A 21,020-nucleotide genomic window follows, 5' to 3' on the forward strand; every position below is an offset into this window, starting at 1 on the left:
TTATTAATAGCTAATTTGGCTTTTTACCAGTTCCACGGATATTAACAAATCTTTTTAAAAGATCGAACCAGAATGGAGAACCAAATAAAACTGAACAAGCCGTTATAAGACATCCTATTATAAAGATGAAAAGTTTAGCTATGCTAATCATCACATCTTGTAATGATGGATGTTTAATAATATGTATATTAGGTACGAAAAAATCCTTCACAACCCACAATGATGAGCAGGGGGTACAATCTCTATCCCATCCGATAGGCAACTTATTTAAGTTTTCGAAGCTAAATTGGATATTTTTTGCCACATCCGCAGGTAAAGAAGGTGGTGCATGTCCAGATGTATTAAGCAAAAGGTCAAGTTGTGATGGAGATAGACTCCAATAAATCTGACTTAGATTGAACGTATCAACATTTAAAGCAAGAGCTATAATAAATGCTAGAATAAAACTCCAAAACTGCATGGTACGTTTATATTCACCAGATAATCGATTCATTGATACATCAAACCATAGTATTAGATTCTTTTGTGTAGAGTTTGTCTTTGCATCAACATCACTAATTAAAGAATCTAAAAATGCTTTAACTGGGCTACCTTCTGGTAAATCTTCTAACAATTTATTGATTTTTAATTCTCTTATATTCTTATTTGAAAGAATTTCATCGAATGCTTTTGCGAAACATTTTGGATCAATATAAGATGGTATCTTATTTGGTTTGTTATAATTGATAGGATTAATTAGAGGATGTTGATATAAGTCATTTACCAGACCCTCTATTTGGAGATGATCTAACATTCTAGTTAAACCACTTCTTAGATTCTTAGCTCTTATACTAAAAATAGTTGATACAGCTTCAATCAACGAACTAACAAATGCTGTTATTAATGCATAGGTCAAAACTAAACCTATAATTGAATTAAAAACTGGCGAATTAAACATAATACACCTCTCAATTCCTAGAGAAACTTTCCAATTTATTATTAATCGAAAATCATTTTAAATACCTTTTAAATAAAATCTGAAATTTATTATCTTATTAGCAATAAAAAATACCATCAATAATAAATTGATTACAATTTATAAAATTAAACACTTTTAATATTTAATTAATTCCACTAAATATTAAATTCAGAAGTGTTTAATTCTCCAAAATTTTCCCACATCTTAAATTTAATTTACCCAAACAAACCTCTTACTTATTAATCGAAAAACTTCAATCAATAAAGTCACTATATAAATATATATTATTAATTTATTCTCAAAAAAAATAATATTAAATTCAAATCCGATAAACGGTATAAAAATATATTTTTATACTTATATAACACTTATATTCTGAATTAATGTTTTTAAGTTTATTTTTAATTTTAAATAAAAAAACAAAGAAATTATTAAATAATAATTAAAGATACTAGTCATTTATATTCTGACTAAAAACTAATTAGGAAAATGACTCCAGCCTCCCACTAATCCATCAACTTCTTACGGCGATACAATCCACAATCCCCAGAAAATAACGCTGCCAATAAACAAGTAATAATGGCATAAGTGGCGACATTCATTCCAAATAACTCAATCGCTAAAATAATAGAAGTCAATGGTGCCTTACTTGCCCCAGAAAACAGACTTACCAAGCCTAAGCCTGCAAGTAATGAAAGTGGTAGGTTTAAAACCGCCCCTAAAGCATTACCTAATGTAGCCCCCACATAAAACAGTGGCGTAATTTCGCCACCTTTAAAGCCCGAACCTAGAGTAATGGCAGTAAAAACGGTCTTATTAAAGAAGTCATAAAACTCAATCGGCACATAAAAAGATGCAATGATTTTATCTGTACCCAAACCGTTGTATTGTTGATGTGCAGTAAACAAAGTAAGTAGCATAATCACAATACCACCCACCATGGTTCTTAATGGCAAATAGCGAATGTACTTGTAAAAGAGGTCACTCGCCAAATGAATGGCAGCAATAAAGAAGCGCGCAGCTAAACCAAAAACTAACCCTGCCGCAATCAAGCTCATGAGTGTGCCAAAATGAATGGCTGGAAACTCACTAATCACATAAAAGATATGCGGATGAACAATATCGAATAGTTCAGGGATGGTCGATGCAATAAGCGCCGACACAAAACATGGAAAAATGGCTGAATATCTTAAATTACCTAACGCTGTAATTTCTAAACCGTAGATTGCACCGGCCAGAGGCAAGCCGAACACCCCTGCAAAGCCCGCGCCAATACTGGCAATTAAACAAATTTTGCGGTTATCGTCCGAGATTTTTAAAATATGGCTCAAGTGGTCAATTAAAGCACCTGAAAGCTGGACTGCTGGTGCCTCACGTCCTGCCGAACCACCAAATAACTGCGTTAAAATTGAGGTTATAAAAATGATGGGACTCATTCGTTTTGGAATAAACGACTTAGGCTGGTGAATTTCATCAAGGAGTAAATGGGTTCCCCGTTCAATCGGTGATCCATATTTTTTAATCAGATAGCCAATGCCAAAACCCACAAAAGGCAAGAAATAGATGAGCCAGTGATGCAGGCTTCTTACTTTGTTTGAAATATCAAAGGCAACAAAAATTAAAGTCGAGGCTAGCCCCGCTACGACTCCAATCACAATCGAGATGACGAGCCAATAGACACTGTATTTTAGAATTTGATCATATTCAGATGAAGGTAGAATTTTCATTCGCGTTCTTCAATTCGCCTTTAAAATGGATGATAAATTCTCAATTATTTTTATGCAGCCAGCTCATTAAGTGAGAAATGCTTAAACTGGGCTAAAAATTAAAGCTCGCATAGGCGAGCTTTCAATACAGTGATTAATTTTGATATCACTTAACTGTGATAAATATCTCATAATCAGTACTGGTTTTCAAGTTGAAAATGGTTAACGAAAGCTTATTCCAACTGCCCACTTTTTTTCGCAAAGCTCTTAATTTCACCAATATCTTTGTGAATACTTTTACTCACAACATCTGGTAAAACCTGATTCACTTTAACAAATATTTTTTCAGGATATCCTACTTGATAATAAGCTTTATCAGACTTTAGAAATTGATATAACTCCTCAGCTACAACCTCGGGACTATCCATTTTTACACCAAGCTTCTGATTCATTTCTACCACATAACTATTATTCATTGGCGTATCTGTTGCTCTAGGCGAAAAATATCTGAATTTTAAAGATGTATCACTATATTCACGAGCAAGTGCTTCCGTCGCACCTTTTAAAGCAAATTTACTAGCACAGTAACTGACATAACCAGGATAGCCGATACTACCAAATGTCGATCCCACGCTAATAATTTGAGCAGGCCCAGATTTCAATATGAGAGGAATAATATCTTGAATGAGCTGTAATGGCTGGATCACATTAACTTGCATCATTTTTTCTATTAATTCAGGAGACTGATCTGTAAACAAAGAAAAATGATTTATTCCAGCGTTGTAAATAAAATATTGAATAGGTGTATTCAGTGTTGTCAGATTTTTCACCAGATTTTGTCTACTTTCTGCAACGCTCACATCGCATGAAATAAACTCTAAATGCACATTTTGATAATCTTGAGCTAGTTGTTGATGTAGTGACTTCAACGTATCTTCATTTCTACCAACTAAAACAACATTTATCTGGTTTCTACACAAAATATTTGCAATCGCCTGGCCTATTCCGCCTGTTGCACCGAATAATATAGCTGTTGGTTGAGTCATGGTCTTTTCCTATTTTGAATTTAATTAATTTGGATAAATCTATGCATTTAAAAGTTCCGGAGACCAAGCCCCATACTGATACATAGCTTTCTTTGTTCAAGAGGAACAAGAATTTCCCTCCGACCATGCATAAAGCGTTTATTATCTATAATAAGTACATCACCATCTTGCCAAGCCACCTCATGAGTATGCTGTTCACATAACTCATCAAGCTCACTGCGTAGCTGATCAGAAATTAATTCACCATCGGCAAAGCAATAACGTGGCGCTTCATAGTTATATGAAGGACCTAAAACTGCATTTGCAAAAGCAGGTTTACCGCTTAAATTGTCGTTTCGGATCATGTTCATTTGTAGATGATATTGAACGCCTTCATTTTCTGCGGGAGTAATACTCTGACCAGGAATCAATTCAATAAAACGCTTTAAATCATCCCATGTCACTGTTACAGGGTCTTTAATACCAAAAGCATTGGCTACATATTTTTGCCAAATATTTTTAGGTAAGTAACGACTTATTGTCATAGGTTGACTAAATTTTTCCTTTAATGTTTCTGATAAATTTTCCCAGATTGCATAGCCATCACAAATAGTCGTTTGCGAACCTTTTGTAGCGCTGACTTCACTGAAAAAAGCAATAATATCTGGAGGAAGTGGTGTTGTTCCATTTTCGATATGCAACCCAATTGCCTGAGTTCCAGAATCAACTTTTTGTGATTGCTGAGTAACATTTTCACGTGCCGGATCGTAAGTCAAACGTTGGCAAAGAGAAGTCATCAACTGACTAAATTTATTTACATCGAAGCCTTCATTTCTAATTAAGACATAGCCTTGATCACGTAAAGTGTCTCGAATATCTTTAAGGCGCGGCATATTATGATTATTAGATTTCATAATTTCGATATCATCACAAACAGTTGTCATATTTCATTTCCCATCAATAATTTCACGATTTCTCAATTTACTTACCAAAAGGTATTTGACTTAGCCTATTGGGAACAATCGATGCATCTCCTTACTTAAAAGAGTAGTCATCAGGAAATAAAAAGGCATTAAATTGCTTTTTAATTTCATTTCTTCGTAACTTTCCATTATCTGTTAACATGTTGTTTGCTAATGAAAATGGTTGTTGGGAACGACACCAATGTTTGATATGAGCATAGTCAGGCAATCTTGTATTTGCCTTTTCAATCGCTTGTTCTATTTCATCATCATGAATAAAGTCTTTGGAATATATCACCGCAGCTAGGTACGGTTGAGCTTCACCAAAAATCGCAATTTGATTAATCTCAGGCTCATTTAAGCTATTTGACTCAACCCATTCAGGTGAAATATTTCGCCCAAAGCTACTGACAATAATTTGCTTTATTCTTCCTGTTATAAACAAATATCCATCGTCATCAATAAAACCTGCATCACCGGTATGAATCAAATTATCAGCTACTGCCTCATTAAGGTAACCTTGCATGGCATTACCACGAACTACCACTTCACCTTGCTGGTTAATATGTACCTCTACATGTGGAAGTGGTTGACCTACGCTTCCTATTTTGCGAGCTTCAGGCACATTTAAGCTAACCACTGATGCACATTCAGAAAGACCATACCCTTCATAAACAGGTAAATTAAATTGCTGACATTGAATTAATAAATCAGGAGCAACTTTTCCACCCCCTACGGCAATAAATTTCAAGCTAGCTAGCTCAGCACTACCAGTTATCCGGACATATTCAACAATCGCTTTTAGCATTTGAGGTAGTAAAATCACACTCTGTATTTGATATTTAGCTACCGTTTCAGCAAATTTTTTCACATCAAATTCATGATTTGAAATCAATCCCCATTCATTTACTTCACCTACAACAATCGATCGGCCCATCTGTAATGCAACATAAATTCCTGCAATATTCTCTAGCAGTGTTGCAAATGGAATTAAGCACAAATGTCTTTGAAGCTGACTTGATCGCAAAGCATTACTTAAGGATTCTGTTATAGATGAAATGGTATCTTTAGCTAAACAGACTCCTTTAGGTGAACCAGTACTTCCAGAAGTGTAAGTAATTTTGGCGGGTACAATTCTATTTAATTTTTCTGGAGTATTTGAAAGCTGAATAAACTGTCCAGAAATAATTTTAGAATCGATTTCCCCTAGCTGCCCAATTTGATGATAAGTATTATTAAGAAATTTAATAATTACTGGGCTTTGCTTTTCAGATGTATAAATAAAATTAATTTGGCTATCTTCAATCAGATGTTCAATCTGATTTTGAGTAAAAAAAAGTGGTATAGGTACAACTGTAATATTCGCTAATGTTGCAGCAAGATCAATTAGAACCCATTCAATACTATTTTCAATGTATATACCTAATTTTTGAATATTTAATTCGGTTAGCTCAGTTTTTATTGCTAAAATAAGTTTATATAATTCAGCATAATTAACTACTTTTTTTTCAGTCACTATTGCTTCAGATAAGGGGTGGCTTTCAGCACGACTTTGGATTGTATTAAATAAATTATTCATTTTATATTTCCAGTTACTGTATTAAATATGCTTTCTTAAAACCGAGAATTACTAAAGCTATAGTTTTCTTTTGTAGCTAAAAAAGCTTCAGGAACATGAATAGCTAATACTTGTGGTTTTTGTTCAAAATAACTTCCCCACTGCTCACCTTCATCTTGTAAAGCCAAGGGGTCAGCCTCTTCTAAGACATTAAAAACTAGTCCCATTTGCTTAAGTGCATATCTGACGGCAATTGTTCCTGTGCAAACTGCCCACTCAACCTTTTGAATAGAAAAGTAAAATACAAGAAATGCAATGATTAATTTGGCATTCTGTATGTCCACTGCTGCTAAATTACCAATTTCAAAAATCTGTTCTCTATTTACCGGGTAACCAACTAATTGCTCCATTGCTTTATGCACAGGAATTGATAAATATTGTTCTAAAAATGCAATATGATCTTTTAAATTTTGGATTCCAATAGCCACTTTTAGTTCACTATTAGATTTTCCTGAAAATAGGATTGATAAATAACTAGATAATTCAGCCTGATGCGTTTTTTTAAAACTATTGCTAATAAAAGACTCTAAAAATAATCGCTCTGGATTATATTTATTAACCTTATTTACTTGTAGAGAACGAGATGTTTTATTTTCAATAACTTGATAAAAGAAAACATTCTCTTTTCTAGGGAAAAAAGTATAATGACCACTTCTAGGTAAAAATAAACTATTTCCAATAAAACTAGATGACATTGCTTATCTCATAAACAACAAATATTCACCCCCAAATTAATAAGCTATTCTTAATTATTTCTTAATTTTTAAAATGAATAATTAATTGCTTGCATTTCAACTAATTAACAAAATTAATTTATTTTTTAATATATTGAGAATTGTCATAAAAATGAAACAAAAACAGTTTAAGGAAATTAATAAAAAATATTATTAAAATTATTGATAGCAATTATCATTAACAACTCAATATTCACTTATTATTTTAATACTATTTAAAACATTAACAAAGCAAATTATATTTATATTTTTTTAAGAATGCTCTATTTTATTAACCTGACTGAATCAAAGCTCAATCAGGTCAAATCATTTATTCAAAACTTAATTAATACTACCAATCACCGTTTCTGCATGGCAGGTTGCGCCCTTCTCTGCACTAATCTGAATAGCGCCACTACGGTGTGCCAGTACCTGTACTTCCATTTTCATGGCTTCCATAATGGCAACCACTTGCCCTTCGGTGACTTGCTCATCATTTTCAACTTTCCAAGCACTAATCACACCATTAATTGGAGCAAGTAAATGCTCGGCGCTCACTTCTGGCTCGGCAATTTGTGCTTGAACTGAGGTGGCTGGGCCTTGTGCAAACATGCCAGCAGGTAAACCTAAACGATGGAGCTTCCCATCAATTTCAATGTAGCTAAGTAGCATTGGTTGTTGATGGTTTGGAATACCACGTTTAGTCGGCTTTAACTCTTGTTTAAAGTCATTTTCGATCCAACGCGTGTGTACATTAAACTCATTGGTAAAGTCAGGTTCATTTAACACCGCACGATGAAAGTCTAAAACCGATGCCACGCCTTCAATTTTAAATTGCTTTAATGCACGTTTGGCGCGGGCAATTGCTACTTCACGAGTTGAACCAGTCACAATCAGTTTTGCCATGAGTGAATCAAAATGACTCGACACTAAAGAGCCAGTTCGAACACCTATATCAACTCGTACACCGTGACCAAACGGCGCTTCAAATAAACTCAACACACCAAATGCAGGAATAAAACCACGTGCTGGGTCTTCGGCATTAATACGAAACTCAATGGCATGGCCTTGTGCCTTTGGTGTTTCTTTAATAGAAAGCACTTCACCTTGAGCCACGCGAATTTGTTCAACCACCAAATCGACTTTTGAAGTTTCTTCGGTCACTGGGTGTTCGACTTGCAAACGGGTGTTCACTTCTAAGAATGAAAGCTTGCCGTCACGACTCAATAAGTACTCAACTGTACCCGCACCCACATAGTTTGCGGCCTGACAAATATTTTTTGCCGAGGTTAAAATTTGTTGATAAATCTCGTCGCTAATAAATGGCGCTGGCGCTTCTTCGACTAACTTTTGGTTACGGCGTTGCAATGAACAATCACGTGTACCAAGCACCACAATATTGCCGTGCTGATCGGCAATCACTTGTGCTTCTACATGGCGCGGTTTATCTAAATATTGCTCAACAAAACATTCACCACGACCAAAAGCAGCTTTTGCCTCTCGTACTGCCGACTCATAAAGCTCTTGAACTTCTTCGAGTTTCCACGCGACTTTTAAGCCACGGCCACCGCCACCAAACGCCGCTTTAATGGCAATCGGTAAACCATATTGCTTAGCAAACTCTAAAGCTTCCTCTGCATTATTGAGTGGATCTTGCGTACCCTGAACCAACGGCGCACCAACCGAAGCAGCAATTTTACGTGCTTCGATTTTATCACCTAGTTTTTCAATAGCACTTGGTGATGGCCCGACCCATTTTAAGCCTGCATCAATCACGGCTTGGGCAAACTCAGCACGTTCAGATAAAAAGCCATAACCCGGATGAACCATCGTCGCTTTCGATTTCTTGGCAACTTCAATAATTGCAGGAATATTTAAATAGGTTTCACTGGCTGTCGCACCCGCCAAGCCCCATGCTTCATCTGCAAGTTCAACGTGCATGCTGCCAATGTCGTCATCTGCATATAACGCGACTGATGAAATGCCCATGTCACGGCAAGCATGAATAATACGAACGGCAATTTCACCACGGTTAGCAATCAATAATTTTTCTGTATTCATCATTCATTCTCAAAATCTGTAAATTCGGCAATTTTTTTAAATTTGATGCGGCAACCTGCCGGAATCTGTGCCACCAAGTCCCAATGGTGTTTAGCAACAGAGCCAATGACCGGATATCCGCCCGTTAAAGGGTGATCATTCATAAACAAAACCGGTTGGCCGCTCGGTGGAATCTGTAAAGCGCCAATGCATGTGCCTTCACTTTCCAATTCATGGGTAATTTTGCGAGTTAAAGGCTCTGCACCTGAAAGTCTTAGCCCAACGCGGTTACTTTCATTGGTCACGAGCCATTCTTGCTGACACAGTAGTTCTATACTGTCTTGTTCGAACCAGTCTGTGCGTGGCCCCATCACAATGTCTAGCTCAACCAACTCGCCAGCTTGTGGTAAGTCGCTTTTACCCATTTCATTTAAGTTAATGTTGGCTGCCTTTATCTGCCCTTGGTAAATGATATCTCCAAGCTTTAAAGGTTCTGGCCCTAGCACCGCCAAGCTGTCAAATGAAACACTATTGAGCACTGGTTCAACGTCTATACCACCTCGAACTGCCAGATAGTTTCTTACTCCTGCTGTCGGTGGCTGAATTTGAAATTCATCGCCTTCATCCAGATCAATCGGCTGATAACTTGCAAAGTCGGCGGTTTGACCATCGACAAATTTCACACGAATGTTTGAGATGGCCCCAGCCACCGCAATAACGCCCGCATGCTGCATTTTGGCCTTTAAGCCGCCATTTAAAACTTCAATAACGGGTGTATCGGTTGGGTTACCCACAATACGGTTAGAGCTATGCATGGCAGACAAATCCATTGCACCAGCCACGCCAACACCAATATTGGTCTGGTTTAAACGCCCTTTATCTTGAATAAGCATCTGTAAACTTGGCGCAGTAATCGTAAACAGTGGCACCGATTGTTTAGGCTCAACCGTACGGGCAATTTGCTGCGGTACATTTACGGTTGTAGGCTGATGCGTGACATCCTCAAAATGCACGGTCATGCCCGGTAAAAGTAGTGCTGGATTTTTACGCTCTAAATCCCACATTTTTTCTGATGTTGTACCAATCAGCTGCCAGCCGCCCGGACTGTCTTTTGGATAAATACCAGAGTATTTTCCAGCCAAACCCAAAGAGCCTGACGGTATTTTTTTACGCGGAACTGTTAAGCGTGGAATATCGGTAAAAGGCTTATCGGGACTGCTCATATAAGCAAAGCCCGGCGCAAAACCAATAAAAGCGACATTCCACACGCTTTGGTGATGTTTTCTAATCACATCGGTAACAGACAGCCCTTGTAACTCGGCAACCTGAGCAAGGTCTTCACCGTCGTAACGAATCGGCACAATCACTTCTTGGCCGCTACGCTCAAATCCAGAATCAACTTTAAGGCTCTGAATTGAAGCAACCAGCGTTTTAAAGTTGGTTTCGATCTCGTTAAAAAAAACCAAAATTGTTTTTGCAGCGGGGACTAAGTCTTTAATTCCATTCAATTGCGTATTTTGCAATTTATTGTACAACGCCAAAGTTTCTTCAAGGCTCGCAAGCTCAATCAGAAAACAATCGGCGTTTACCGATAAAAAACGCATTTGCTTATCCTTTTTAATTCTTCTTTAGTCCAGTTAGCCAATCCAAGCACGGTCAGGAATGTCGGTAATAAACATATGACCCGGTGCATGACTAATCGCAAAAGGAATTTTCGAATTCATAACAGCTGCTTGCGGTGTTACCCCACATGCCCAAAACACTGGAATTTCACCCGCCTCAATACGAGAAGCATCACCAAAGTCAGGCTTGTTTACATCTAAAATTCCTAAGCTTTCAGGGTGACCAATATGTACAGGTGCGCCATGCACGCTTGGCATACGTGAAGTAATTTTTACCGCTTCACTAATTTGATGCGATGGAATTGGTCGCATAGAAACGACCATGTTTCCTGAAATACGCCCTGCCGATTGACACTGAATATTGCTTAAATACATCGGTACATTGGTGTCGTCATGAATATGGCGAACTTCAATACCCGCTTCTTGCAAAGCTGTTTCAAACGAAAAACTACAGCCAATTAAGAAAGTCACCAAATCAGGATGGGCGTTGTAAATCTCGCTCGCATCGGTCACTTCATCGACCATTTCGCCATCTTTCCAAATGCGATAGCGCGGAAAATCAGTTCGGATGTCAGAATCTGCCGCAAGCTTGGTTGCATAAATGCCCTCTTCGAGTACATCGAGCACTGGACAGCTTTGCGGGTTACGGTGTGCATAGAGTAAAAAGTCATACGCCCACTCTTTTGGCACCGAAATCATGTTGACCTGCGTCATGCCCGCAGCCATGCCTGCTGTCGGTTTATCAAAACCTGCACGGATTTTTAAACGCGCATCTAAAGCGGCTTCAAGCTGAGCTGGGTCGACTTTAATATCCTTATACATTGTGCTCATCCTTATGCTTTATTTACAAACGGGCGGATTTCAATATTATTTTTTACAAGCTCGGCTTTAATGGCTGCCGACATCTCTAGCGCACCGTCGGTGTCGCCATGTAAGCAAATGGTGTCGGCTTGAATTGGGGTAAATACACCGTCAATTGACTCAACCCCACCATTTTTAAGCATAGACACCACACGGTTCGCAACAAATGCCGAGTCGTGTAAAACCGCACCTTCGAGACGGCGAGATACCAGTGAACCATCGCTGTTATAAGCGCGGTCTGCAAATGCTTCAGACACAACTTTTAAACCAGCAGCACGTGCCTGCTCGACTAAGTTTGACCCAGCCAAAGCAACCAAAACCAGTTCAGGGTTATACATTTTAATTGCATCAATCACTGCTGCAGCCTGAGCTTGGTCATGTGCAATGGTGTTATAAAGTGCGCCATGCGGTTTAACATATTGCACTTCTGAGCCTGCCACTTTAGCCAAGCCATCGAGTGCAGAAATTTGATAAAGCACGTCTGCAATCAGTTCGTCACGTGACAAATCCATATTACGGCGGCCAAAGCCTACAAGGTCTGGATAAGACACATGAGCACCAATGGTCACACCAAGCTCTACTGCTTTACGAACCGTTTTTAAAATACCGAGTGGGTCGCCAGCATGGAAGCCACACGCAATATTGGCACTAGTCACGACAGGTAAAATCTGATCATCATTACCCATTTTCCATGAGCCAAAGCTTTCACCCAAATCACTATTTAAATCTACAAACATGGCATTATTCCTTTATCACTTAACAAAGTCTGGCTTAAAGCTTGGTCAAATAGTTAAATACTGTCGTAAATGACATATAGCCCATCCACCACGTCAACAGACATGTTAATCCGCCCAAAATAAGCAACCATTTTGGATAGTTGTAATTACCCATTAAATCTTTACGGCACGCAGCAACGTACACAAAAATTGTAAGACCAATTGGCAACACCAAACCGTTAAAACCACCCACAAAAATGAGTAGACCTGCTGGAGTTGCACCCAATAACACATAGAGCAATAAGGCCAATGCGATAAAGGTAATGGTCGTATAGTTGGTTTGTTTTGGTGTTAAATTCTTTTTAAATGCGGTAAAGAATGACACTGAAGTATATGCTGCGCCGATAGTGCTACTAATGCCGGCTGCCCAGAAAATTAAACCGAATAATTTAAAACCAAATGTACCCGCTGCATATTGGAATGCTTGCGCTGCCGGATTTGCGTCATGGCTGGCTAAATCAATCGTTGCACCGCTCACTACCACACCTAAAAACGCTAAAAACAATACGTAGCGCATGATGCCGACAACAATAATGCCCTTGGTCGCAGCTTTAGCAACTTCATCAATATTTTCAGGGCCAACAGCACCTTTATCGAGTAAACGATGGGCACCTGCATAGCAGATATAGCCACCAACTGTACCGCCGACAATGGTGGTAATAATGGCAAAGTCGATCTGATCTGGAGCAAAAGTTTGATGTACAGCTTGACCTACAGGAGGCATTACAATGACAGCAACAATAATAATCAGGAGGATTTTAAGCAATCCCAACACGATCATGCTTTTATCCATAGCAAGCGTTGCTTTTCTTGATGCAAAAATCAAAATGGCTAACGCACCACTTAAAATACCGCCCCACTTTGTGTCTAGGCCAAAAAGTGCATTTAAACCTAAAGCTGCACCTGCAATGTTACCAACACTAAAGAAAAAACCGCCCAAAATCACCAGAAACGCCAGTAAATAACCACTACCCGGTAATGCTTTATTGGCAATGTCTGATGCACGCATTTGAGTAAGTGTGACCACTCGCCAAATATTTTGTTGAACAACATAATCAATCAAAATGGAAACTAAAATTGCGAAGCCGAATGCTGCACCTAACTTGACTGTAAATACAGCGGTTTGGGTTAAAAATCCTGGCCCCATTGCAGAGGTCGCCATCATAAATATTGAGGCTACAATGGCCCATTGGCGATCTGATAAAAAAGAAGATTTCAGTAAAGACATATTAATGCGTTCCTCATCCATTTGAGCTTAACAACGCTATTTTCAGGTTGAACCAAGAACATTATTTTTCCCAAACAATATTCTTTAATCCTTTAAAATGACAAAGATTCCCTGTTCCCCAATCAACACAATCGGTGATCAAATCTTGTATTTACGATAAAAACATAGCTAATCCCTACGAACAATAAGACTTTTTACATAAAGTTAAAATTATAAGTTTTTGATTTTTATTTATTTTTAAATTACTTATAAACAAGGATAAATTTTACTTATCGATGTAGATAAGCTGCTTTTATGATTTCACATAAAAAACAGCTTCTTAAAACAAGAAAAATAGTGACTTAAGATATTCGAAAACAGCCTAGTTTTTAATTTGTTCATTGAGTCTTTTCATGGCACTTTCCGACACCCTAACGGCAACTTCGGTTAGTTTTTCTTTCAAAGCAACATCATTTCCTTGAATATAGATTGAAGTGAAATGAAACGTCTTTAACTGAATGGGTGTGTTTAATATTTCTAATCGGCCATCAGTAATTTCTTTTAAAGCGGTTAAAGTCGGCACCACAGCAATGCCTAGGCCCTGCTCGGCTAAACGCAATAAAGTCGCTAATGAATAACTAGTAATTGAGAGTGGTTCATCTATTCCTTGTTCTTTCATTCTGGCTTTCAATTCTTTATAGGGATAGGTAATTTTAGGGTAAGTTAAAATGGTATGTGACATTAAAGTTTTAAATGACATTTGCGCAACCCCGCCTTTAAATGAAGGTGATGCCAAGAAACTTAGTTCAAAGTCACATAAAGTCTGTTCAATACATTCAAAAGCTAAAGTTGGTCCAAGTAAAAAGGCCATGTCTAAATCCCCTGTGCGAACACCTTCTTGTAAGTTAGGCGTCAGGTCTACCACAATTTCTACTGAAATTTTTGGGAACTCTTGTTGAACCTTTTCGATATATTCGACTAACCACGTATAAACAATGGTTTCGGAAACGCCTAAACGAATGGTGCCAGTCAGGTGCTGGTTTTCGGTCAGTTCAGCCACTAGATCTGTTTCTAGGCGCATAAACTTTTCAGCATATTTAAATAGTGTTATGCCTTTATGGGTCAATTTAAATTTTCGCAAACTTCGGTCTAAAACTTTAAAACCTAATTCATTTTCAAGAGATGTGATTTTTTGAGAGACCGCAGGCTGGGTGGTTTGCAATTTAGTCGCGGCCTTATTGAAGCTATTTAAAGTCACGACCCAATAAAATGCTTCAAGATTCTTTAAATTCACGTTTCATCCTGTCTTAAAAATTCCTTCACTTTTATAGTATGTAAGCTTTTAACACGTTAAGGCCAGCAATAAATAAATTTTTAACTAAAGTTAGTCATCCAAATTTTTAAATACTTTAGAAAGCTGACTAATTGTTTTGATTTGTTTTGCATAACGGCGGCATGATCTACACGCCAACAAATGCAATTGCAAACTACTTTGCTCACGTAAAAACAGCGGTCTATCTTGCTTTTCAGACAATAGTTGAGTGGCTTGTCGGCATGTCAACATGAACAATCCTCCTTCAATAACCATTTATTTTCTAAGCATTCGCGTAATCGGGTGCGGCTTCTATACATCAATACATTAAAATTTGAGATAGAAATTTCCAGCTTATTACAGATTTCATTAGAACTGAGTTCAATCACTTCTCTCATCATAAAAACTTGAGCATATTTGGCTGGCAAATGATCTAAACAGGCTTCAAAAATTATCCAGAAATCTGACTGCTCTATCATTTCTTCGGGACTTTGCCATGTGTGAGGTGCTTCATATTTGTGCCAGTGTCCTGACGCATCGAATAACTCGTCGACACTGAGCTCGCTTTCCTCATCTTTAAATAATTCAGACATTGCAACCAAACGTGACTTTTGTCGAACTACATCAATAATTTTATTTTTTAAAATCGCGAATACCCATGTTTTGAACGCAGCCCGCCCTTTAAATGAATCTAAATTTTGAAAAGCGCTCGTTAACGCCTCTTGCACGACATCCTCAGCTTGCGGAAGCGACGATAACTGTAAAAAAGCAAATTTAATCATTTGCTGTCTTAAGTCTTGTAAAAATACTGGATTATGCAGTTGATCCCCTAGGTCGTCATGAGGTGATGCCGCGGCTGAAGTCATCTCTGTACCTCTTTAAAACTATGGGGAGTTTGAATTAATCGTAATCGAGTTAATAGATTTTTTAGTTCTTGAATTTGCAGATAAATTTCAGGCTCAGACAAGTCAGTCAATATAGATTGAATGAGTATGTAAATATCATGCTCAGTTAACATTATATTTTGAGTTAACTGTTCAATTAGCATAGCAAACAATGGAGAAAGTTGTTCAATACATACTCTATCCTGATCATCGCGCCAGACCATGATTGCACCTGGCATAATTTCAACTTGTTCTTGTGTAGTTAAAGTCGTCCACATATAAACAGGATATTGATAAACCAATACCCATACTTTAGTGCTTAATTGCCAAGCGTAATTTTCATGCAAAACGACATCTTCAATTTCAACAGTATCTAAATACAATTCAAGCCATTCAAATTGCAATAACTCAGCCAACCAAGGGTATTCTTGCAATATTGGGTGCCGCTGATCTGTCAAATATTCTCTAAACTCAAGAGAAATATCATTATACAAAGGTGAACCACACTTAGCTTTTTGAAAAAACTCCGAGAGTACTTGTTGCCACTTTAACTCTGGTAACATCGCGCGAGCTACAGGATAAACTAAGTCAATAAATGAACTGACATTATTAAAAAGTAAATCCCGATAAATTTGCATTCTTTCGACAGGAAGCTCTTGAGGGATTTCCAAATCAGGATCTCTAATCCATTCACAAAACTGTTGTTGCAGGGTTTGGAAGGGTGTTTGATTTCCGTTCATAGCCACTCTCCTGTTGTTGAATGAGTTTAATTTTAGCGAGTTCCTCTTCTAATTCTTGCCATGACGGAATATTAAAGTCACGCTCAAGCAAAGTTGGTTTCACACCACAGACTTGATAGGTATATCTCAGTAGTTCCCACACACGGTCACAAACCTCTGCCCCATGTGTATCAATTAACAAATTTTTCTGAACTTGTTCATGTCCGGCAATATGTAAATAACGGATTCGTTCTTTTGGCATGTCTCGAATAAATCCAAATGCATCACTGCCATGATTAATACTATTGACGTAGACATTATTTACATCCAGAAGCAAATCACAGTCTGCAAATTGAAGCACTTCACGAATGAACTCAGCTTCACTCATTTCGGCATTTGGCATTAAATACGTAGAAACATTCTCTATAACTAATCTTTTCCCTAAAATATCTTGCACACGTAAAATACGTTCAGCGACATATTTAACCGCGGCTTTCGTCATGGGTATTGGCAACAAATCATATAAATAGCCCCCATCATTTGTATAACTTAAATGTTCAGAATAAATTGGTACTTCGTATTGTTCTAAAAAGCTTTTTATTTTGCCGATAAATTCAAGATTAAGTGGATGCGGTCCTCCAATAGATAATGACAAGCCGTGACAAATTAAGGGCGCTTTTTCAGCACACTGATCGAGTAATTTTGCATGTCGTCCACCAAAACCAAGCCAATTTTCTGGGGCAACTTCAATAAAGTCTGGATATGTTTTTGCAGCTAGAAACGAATCTATAAAATCACGCCTTAAACCAAGTCCTACACCTGACAGCTCCATCATGGTGATTTCTCCTTTTGGAAATGATGCCGACACTTACTAGAAGGCCGACATCATCCATGATTAGATTGTTTACTTAGCGCCACACTTACCATCAGCGACTTTTTTATCTGCACCGCACTTGCCATCTGCTGCTTTTTTGGTTGCTCCACATTTACCATCTGCTGCTTTTTTATCTGCTCCACATTTTGCTTCAGCAGATTTTTCATGTTTTTTCATTTTGTTAGCGCCGCATTTTGCTTCGCCACATTTACCATCTGCTGCTTTGGTTGCATGCATTTCAGTTGTTGTATTAGTTGCTGCCACAGTCACTTGTGTAGCGCCTACCACAGAAAGTGCTAATAATGCTGCCACTGAGGTCATTGAGTTGAGTTTGTTCATTTTTGTATTCCTTTAAAGATAATTTCTCGGTTTGTACACATGTACATAAAGTTAGACGGACCAAATCCTTTTTTATTACACCGTAAATAAAATTTTTTTATGTAAGAAATACAGTTTTCATCCGACTAATTACTATTCAATCGTATTGGGTGTGAAATTATCATGAAGAACTTTATTTATGGCTTATCTAAATATTATCAAAATCTCGGTAAGTCTCTACAACATATTGATGGCATTGCGGCACTGGCTATTCGATTGTATCTCGTTCCAATATTTTGGATGGCAGGCACAAATAAATTGATGCACTTCAGTGATATTGTAGAATGGTTTGGCAATTCAGATGGAGGTTTAGGACTTCCTTTCCCCTATTTAATGGCCGTCCTTGCAACATCAACTGAACTAGCAGGCGCCATACTCTTAACATTTGGTCTGTTTACCCGTTTAATTAGTATTCCCCTTATTATTACTATGCTGGTCGCTATATTTACGGTACATCTGCCAAATGGCTGGCAAGCAATTGCTGATCCGAATGCACCTTTCGCCAACATGCAAGTATTAGCCTCGGCTGAAAAATTAGAAAGAGCCCGAGAGATCCTGCAAAACTATGGCAACTATGACTGGCTTACGTCGAGTGGTTCGTTTGTTGTTTTAAATAATGGAATTGAATTTGCCGCGACCTACACGGTTATGCTGCTTGCTCTGCTTGTGCTTGGAGGTGGCCGTTATGTTAGTTTAGATTATTGGATTAAAAATAAATTGCGCTAATCAACTATTGCGCCCGCGGTCATATTTACAATAGTTGCAGTCATTGAGTTCGCATGTTCGGATGCTAGAAAAGCAACAGTTTCTGCAACCTGAGAAAGTGTCGGTAACCGTTTTAGCATAGTGCCCTGAGCCGCACCCTCTAGCCATTGTCCTATGCTGAGCCCCATTGCCTGTGCTTTTGACTCAAATAGTTCACGCGTGTAGGAACCAGCTTGAATAGCATCAACAATTGCATGTGAACGCACCCCCAGTACTCGTATATTCTTAGGCCCTAGCTCACTAGCAAGTGCTTTAATAAAAGCTTCGACTCCAGCACAGCCCACAATATGGCCTAAATGACCCGGTATCGCCATCCGAGCTGAAGGTGCCACAATTGAAATCATTGTTCCGCCACGATCGCCGCCCATATAAGGAACCACGGCCTTAGTGATATTAAACTGCGCCGTTAGAAATGGATTTATTCCCCCGACAAACTCATCAAGGTTTAATTCCAAAATTTCTTTGCCTTGATTATGTATAAAACTGGTGGAATTAATGACGATATCTAAGCCATCCGTCGCTTGAGCAATTTGAGCAACTGCTTCACTGGTTGCTTGGCTATCTAGCACATTAACGCTGACCGTATGAACCACGTCCCCAAGTTGATGTAGTTGTGTCGCAATATTTTGAAGTTTATTGAAATCTCTTGCACACAAATAGACACGAGCACCTTCACGAATAAAAACCTTCGCAATTGCAGTGCCAATTGCTCCACTGCCTCCAAAAATGACAGCCACTTTTCCCGTAAGCAACATTGCGGCATCCTCTTGTTATTATGTGCCATCATTAAGTTATGTCACACAATCAAACATGATGCAATTTTATACAACGCAAAGCTAATTTAGATCATTAAAGCCTGTGTGCATTGAGTTGATTGCACAACGTGAACTATTTCACTTGAACAAAAATAATATCTAGGTCTTTTTTAGGTACAAACTTGGTTTTAGTCATTTGAAATTGAGTTGGGCTAATCTTTTTGACTGGCCCATCCCAACAAAATGAAACCAGTTCGTCTTTATCGCGCTCAATGGTTAACTTAAAGTTTTCAATCGGCTTTGCCCAATTTGCACCCGTCGTCAAAATATAGCCCAAAGCACTAAACGGCGAATTTTCTGAACTGGCTTTTTTTAATCCCTGCTTAAATTGTTTATCCATACAAAATTGCTGGTTATATTCGTCTGGATAGAGAGCAACTGAACCACCCACCAAAGGTTTATATTCATGCTGAATTTTAGTCAAACTATTGGCTTTAAAGGTCTGCTTCCAACTATAGATCACTTGAGATGACCATGGAATTACATCATTTTTTTTAAAACTAGCTAAAATTTTCTGTATTTGTGGCTTATTACATTGTTTTAGCTTATCTACATAATATTCATAATTATAGTTATTACGTAGCCACGGGTTTAACATGTCTTTTTCACTAAAACCACACTGCTTAAACTCATCCGTTGCATCAATTAGAGGTGATTTCTCATCTTTTTGAATAAACGTTCGCACGTGCATTTCTGGTTTAATATTTTTACCATCCACCACAATCTTAAAACTTTTTAAAAGTTCTTCGGTGTGAGCAAAGTCAGACTCAAAGAAATTATCAATACGTGGTAGCGGAAATAAGATCGTTTCAGTGACATCTTTATTGCTTAGATTTTTATAGACATAATCGACTTTAATTCGTTTTTTACTAATAAATAGATCTTCGCTTTGCATGGCAATCTGCGAATTTTTGAGATATTGAATCCCACCTGTACCTACGTAACCCGTAGAATCATTGGCTAAGCCATAGGTCGATAGTTGAACCAAAACAGCAAAGGTTATTGCAAGCTTTTTCATTTTGAGTGCTCTATGTCATTTTCTAATTATGAAATGTCGATCTGCAATAAAGCATAACTGTTTAAACGTAGGTGTTGTTAATCTTTTAGTGATGATTCATATATCTCTTTAAAAGCTAAATTTTAGTGAAAACTCAATTTCTGCTTCGTCATCTTTTTAGGCACACTTATTTTTCCAATAAAGTTAGTCAGCCATAAAATGCATTCATCACGGTGTTCAAAGTGAGGAATCAAACTGAGGTCAATTTTTATATCTCGATCTGCCAAAGGTAAACTCAAACAATATTCAAAATCGATTGATTTATATTTCAACCTCAGGTCTTTTTCTTCGGCCTGTTTTTTGATTTCCGCCATAATGCGGTTCAGGTTAATAATCAAATCATTTGAAACTTGATTGTTCTCATAGACACGTTCATAGACATTTTCAGCAACGTCTATATATTTTATAAGCTCTGCATTTTCATTCATATCGTTCATGCTCTCTTTTTTTAAAGATTATGAACAGCTAAATGTTTAATTGCGTTAATAGACACATGGCTTATGTGAAAAGCGTATATTTTTCTTTATGAAAGAATAAAGCTAAAATATTGTTATCTATAAAAATTAGTCAATCTTGACTATATTTACATACATTTAATATTCTCGAAAATATACTTTTACTCAAAAAAGAAAAGTTAATTCAGACTTTATTTCGGAGTAAAAAAAACCGCCCCAGAAGGCGGTCGCTGAACTTTAAAACCAGCAGTATATAGAAGCAAGGTGGACGTT

General features: G+C 37.6%; 21 protein-coding genes. 1 reads left to right on the forward strand and 20 read right to left on the reverse strand.

Annotated elements, in window-relative coordinates; genetic code table 11:
- Window positions 1-10: 10 nt before the first annotated feature.
- The 17 genes from ACT53H_RS14355 to ACT53H_RS14435 form a co-directional block, all read right to left on the reverse strand.
- Window positions 11-937 (reverse strand): hypothetical protein, encoded by a 927-nt coding sequence (locus ACT53H_RS14355; RefSeq protein WP_476009479.1) that lies wholly within the window; start codon window positions 935-937, stop codon window positions 11-13.
- 527 nt (window positions 938-1,464) lie between these two features.
- Window positions 1,465-2,685 carry a chloride channel protein gene (locus ACT53H_RS14360; RefSeq protein WP_174740005.1) on the reverse strand — a complete coding sequence of 407 codons (1,221 nt, stop codon included), beginning with the start codon at window positions 2,683-2,685 and terminating at the stop codon, window positions 1,465-1,467.
- Between the two features lie 212 nt (window positions 2,686-2,897).
- Complete coding sequence (locus tag ACT53H_RS14365) at window positions 2,898-3,710, reverse strand: SDR family oxidoreductase (RefSeq protein WP_476009480.1); 813 nt, start codon at window positions 3,708-3,710, stop codon at window positions 2,898-2,900.
- A 47-nt stretch (window positions 3,711-3,757) separates the two neighbouring features.
- A complete protein-coding gene (locus ACT53H_RS14370; RefSeq protein WP_476009481.1) occupies window positions 3,758-4,633 on the reverse strand; it encodes a TauD/TfdA family dioxygenase in 876 nt (291 codons plus the stop codon).
- Between the two features lie 91 nt (window positions 4,634-4,724).
- Window positions 4,725-6,230 (reverse strand): AMP-binding protein, encoded by a 1,506-nt coding sequence (locus ACT53H_RS14375; protein ID WP_476009482.1) that lies wholly within the window; start codon window positions 6,228-6,230, stop codon window positions 4,725-4,727.
- 35 nt (window positions 6,231-6,265) lie between these two features.
- The gene (locus tag ACT53H_RS14380) at window positions 6,266-6,964 is read right to left on the reverse strand and encodes a thermostable hemolysin (protein WP_312822706.1); all 699 of its coding nucleotides are present in this window, start codon (window positions 6,962-6,964) and stop codon (window positions 6,266-6,268) included.
- 360 nt (window positions 6,965-7,324) lie between these two features.
- Window positions 7,325-9,043 carry an acetyl/propionyl/methylcrotonyl-CoA carboxylase subunit alpha gene (locus ACT53H_RS14385; RefSeq protein WP_476009483.1) on the reverse strand — a complete coding sequence of 573 codons (1,719 nt, stop codon included), beginning with the start codon at window positions 9,041-9,043 and terminating at the stop codon, window positions 7,325-7,327.
- Window positions 9,043-10,626, reverse strand: coding sequence for a 5-oxoprolinase subunit B/C family protein (locus tag ACT53H_RS14390; protein ID WP_476009484.1), 1,584 nt, complete (start codon window positions 10,624-10,626; stop codon window positions 9,043-9,045). The genes ACT53H_RS14385 and ACT53H_RS14390 overlap by 1 nt, the downstream gene beginning before the upstream one ends.
- A gap of 33 nt (window positions 10,627-10,659) precedes the next feature.
- Complete coding sequence (locus tag ACT53H_RS14395; protein ID WP_474770292.1) at window positions 10,660-11,475, reverse strand: putative hydro-lyase; 816 nt, start codon at window positions 11,473-11,475, stop codon at window positions 10,660-10,662.
- 2 nt (window positions 11,476-11,477) lie between these two features.
- Window positions 11,478-12,242, reverse strand: a complete 765-nt coding sequence (locus ACT53H_RS14400) for a LamB/YcsF family protein (RefSeq protein ID WP_443272046.1) — start codon at window positions 12,240-12,242, stop codon at window positions 11,478-11,480.
- 34 nt (window positions 12,243-12,276) lie between these two features.
- Window positions 12,277-13,530: an NRAMP family divalent metal transporter gene (locus ACT53H_RS14405; protein ID WP_081399177.1), complete on the reverse strand. Its 1,254-nt coding sequence runs from the start codon at window positions 13,528-13,530 to the stop codon at window positions 12,277-12,279.
- 340 nt (window positions 13,531-13,870) lie between these two features.
- Window positions 13,871-14,782: a LysR family transcriptional regulator MumR gene (mumR, locus tag ACT53H_RS14410; RefSeq protein WP_004793262.1), complete on the reverse strand. Its 912-nt coding sequence runs from the start codon at window positions 14,780-14,782 to the stop codon at window positions 13,871-13,873.
- 90 nt (window positions 14,783-14,872) lie between these two features.
- Window positions 14,873-15,052 carry a zf-HC2 domain-containing protein gene (locus ACT53H_RS14415; protein WP_004793264.1) on the reverse strand — a complete coding sequence of 60 codons (180 nt, stop codon included), beginning with the start codon at window positions 15,050-15,052 and terminating at the stop codon, window positions 14,873-14,875.
- Entirely contained in the window at window positions 15,046-15,666 is a 621-nt protein-coding gene (locus ACT53H_RS14420; protein ID WP_004793266.1) for an RNA polymerase factor sigma-70, read from the reverse strand. The genes ACT53H_RS14415 and ACT53H_RS14420 overlap by 7 nt, the downstream gene beginning before the upstream one ends.
- A complete protein-coding gene (locus ACT53H_RS14425; RefSeq protein WP_476009485.1) occupies window positions 15,663-16,424 on the reverse strand; it encodes an HvfC family RiPP maturation protein in 762 nt (253 codons plus the stop codon). Before ACT53H_RS14425 ends, ACT53H_RS14420 begins: the two co-directional genes overlap by 4 nt.
- A complete protein-coding gene (locus tag ACT53H_RS14430) occupies window positions 16,375-17,238 on the reverse strand; it encodes an HvfB family MNIO-type RiPP peptide maturase (protein WP_476009486.1) in 864 nt (287 codons plus the stop codon). Before ACT53H_RS14430 ends, ACT53H_RS14425 begins: the two co-directional genes overlap by 50 nt.
- A 69-nt stretch (window positions 17,239-17,307) precedes the next feature.
- Window positions 17,308-17,616: an HvfA family oxazolone/thioamide-modified RiPP metallophore gene (locus tag ACT53H_RS14435; protein ID WP_004793273.1), complete on the reverse strand. Its 309-nt coding sequence runs from the start codon at window positions 17,614-17,616 to the stop codon at window positions 17,308-17,310.
- Between the two features lie 162 nt (window positions 17,617-17,778).
- Here ACT53H_RS14435 and ACT53H_RS14440 point away from each other — a divergent pair, with 162 nt between their 5' ends.
- Window positions 17,779-18,381 carry an HvfX family Cu-binding RiPP maturation protein gene (locus ACT53H_RS14440; RefSeq protein WP_312822686.1) on the forward strand — a complete coding sequence of 201 codons (603 nt, stop codon included), beginning with the start codon at window positions 17,779-17,781 and terminating at the stop codon, window positions 18,379-18,381.
- Here the strand turns inward: ACT53H_RS14440 and ACT53H_RS14445 are convergent.
- The 3 genes from ACT53H_RS14445 to ACT53H_RS14455 form a co-directional block, all read right to left on the reverse strand.
- Window positions 18,378-19,175, reverse strand: coding sequence for an SDR family NAD(P)-dependent oxidoreductase (locus ACT53H_RS14445; protein WP_476009487.1), 798 nt, complete (start codon window positions 19,173-19,175; stop codon window positions 18,378-18,380). The two genes, ACT53H_RS14440 and ACT53H_RS14445, sit on opposite strands and share 4 nt — an antisense overlap.
- A 133-nt stretch (window positions 19,176-19,308) precedes the next feature.
- On the reverse strand, window positions 19,309-20,253 hold the full coding sequence (locus tag ACT53H_RS14450) for a DUF4424 family protein (protein WP_476009488.1): 945 nt from the start codon (window positions 20,251-20,253) through the stop codon (window positions 19,309-19,311).
- Between the two features lie 122 nt (window positions 20,254-20,375).
- Window positions 20,376-20,720, reverse strand: a complete 345-nt coding sequence (locus ACT53H_RS14455) for a hypothetical protein (RefSeq protein ID WP_004793281.1) — start codon at window positions 20,718-20,720, stop codon at window positions 20,376-20,378.
- Window positions 20,721-21,020 lie beyond the last annotated feature (300 nt).

The sequence above is a fragment of the Acinetobacter sp. DMC2 genome (genome assembly GCF_056314305.1).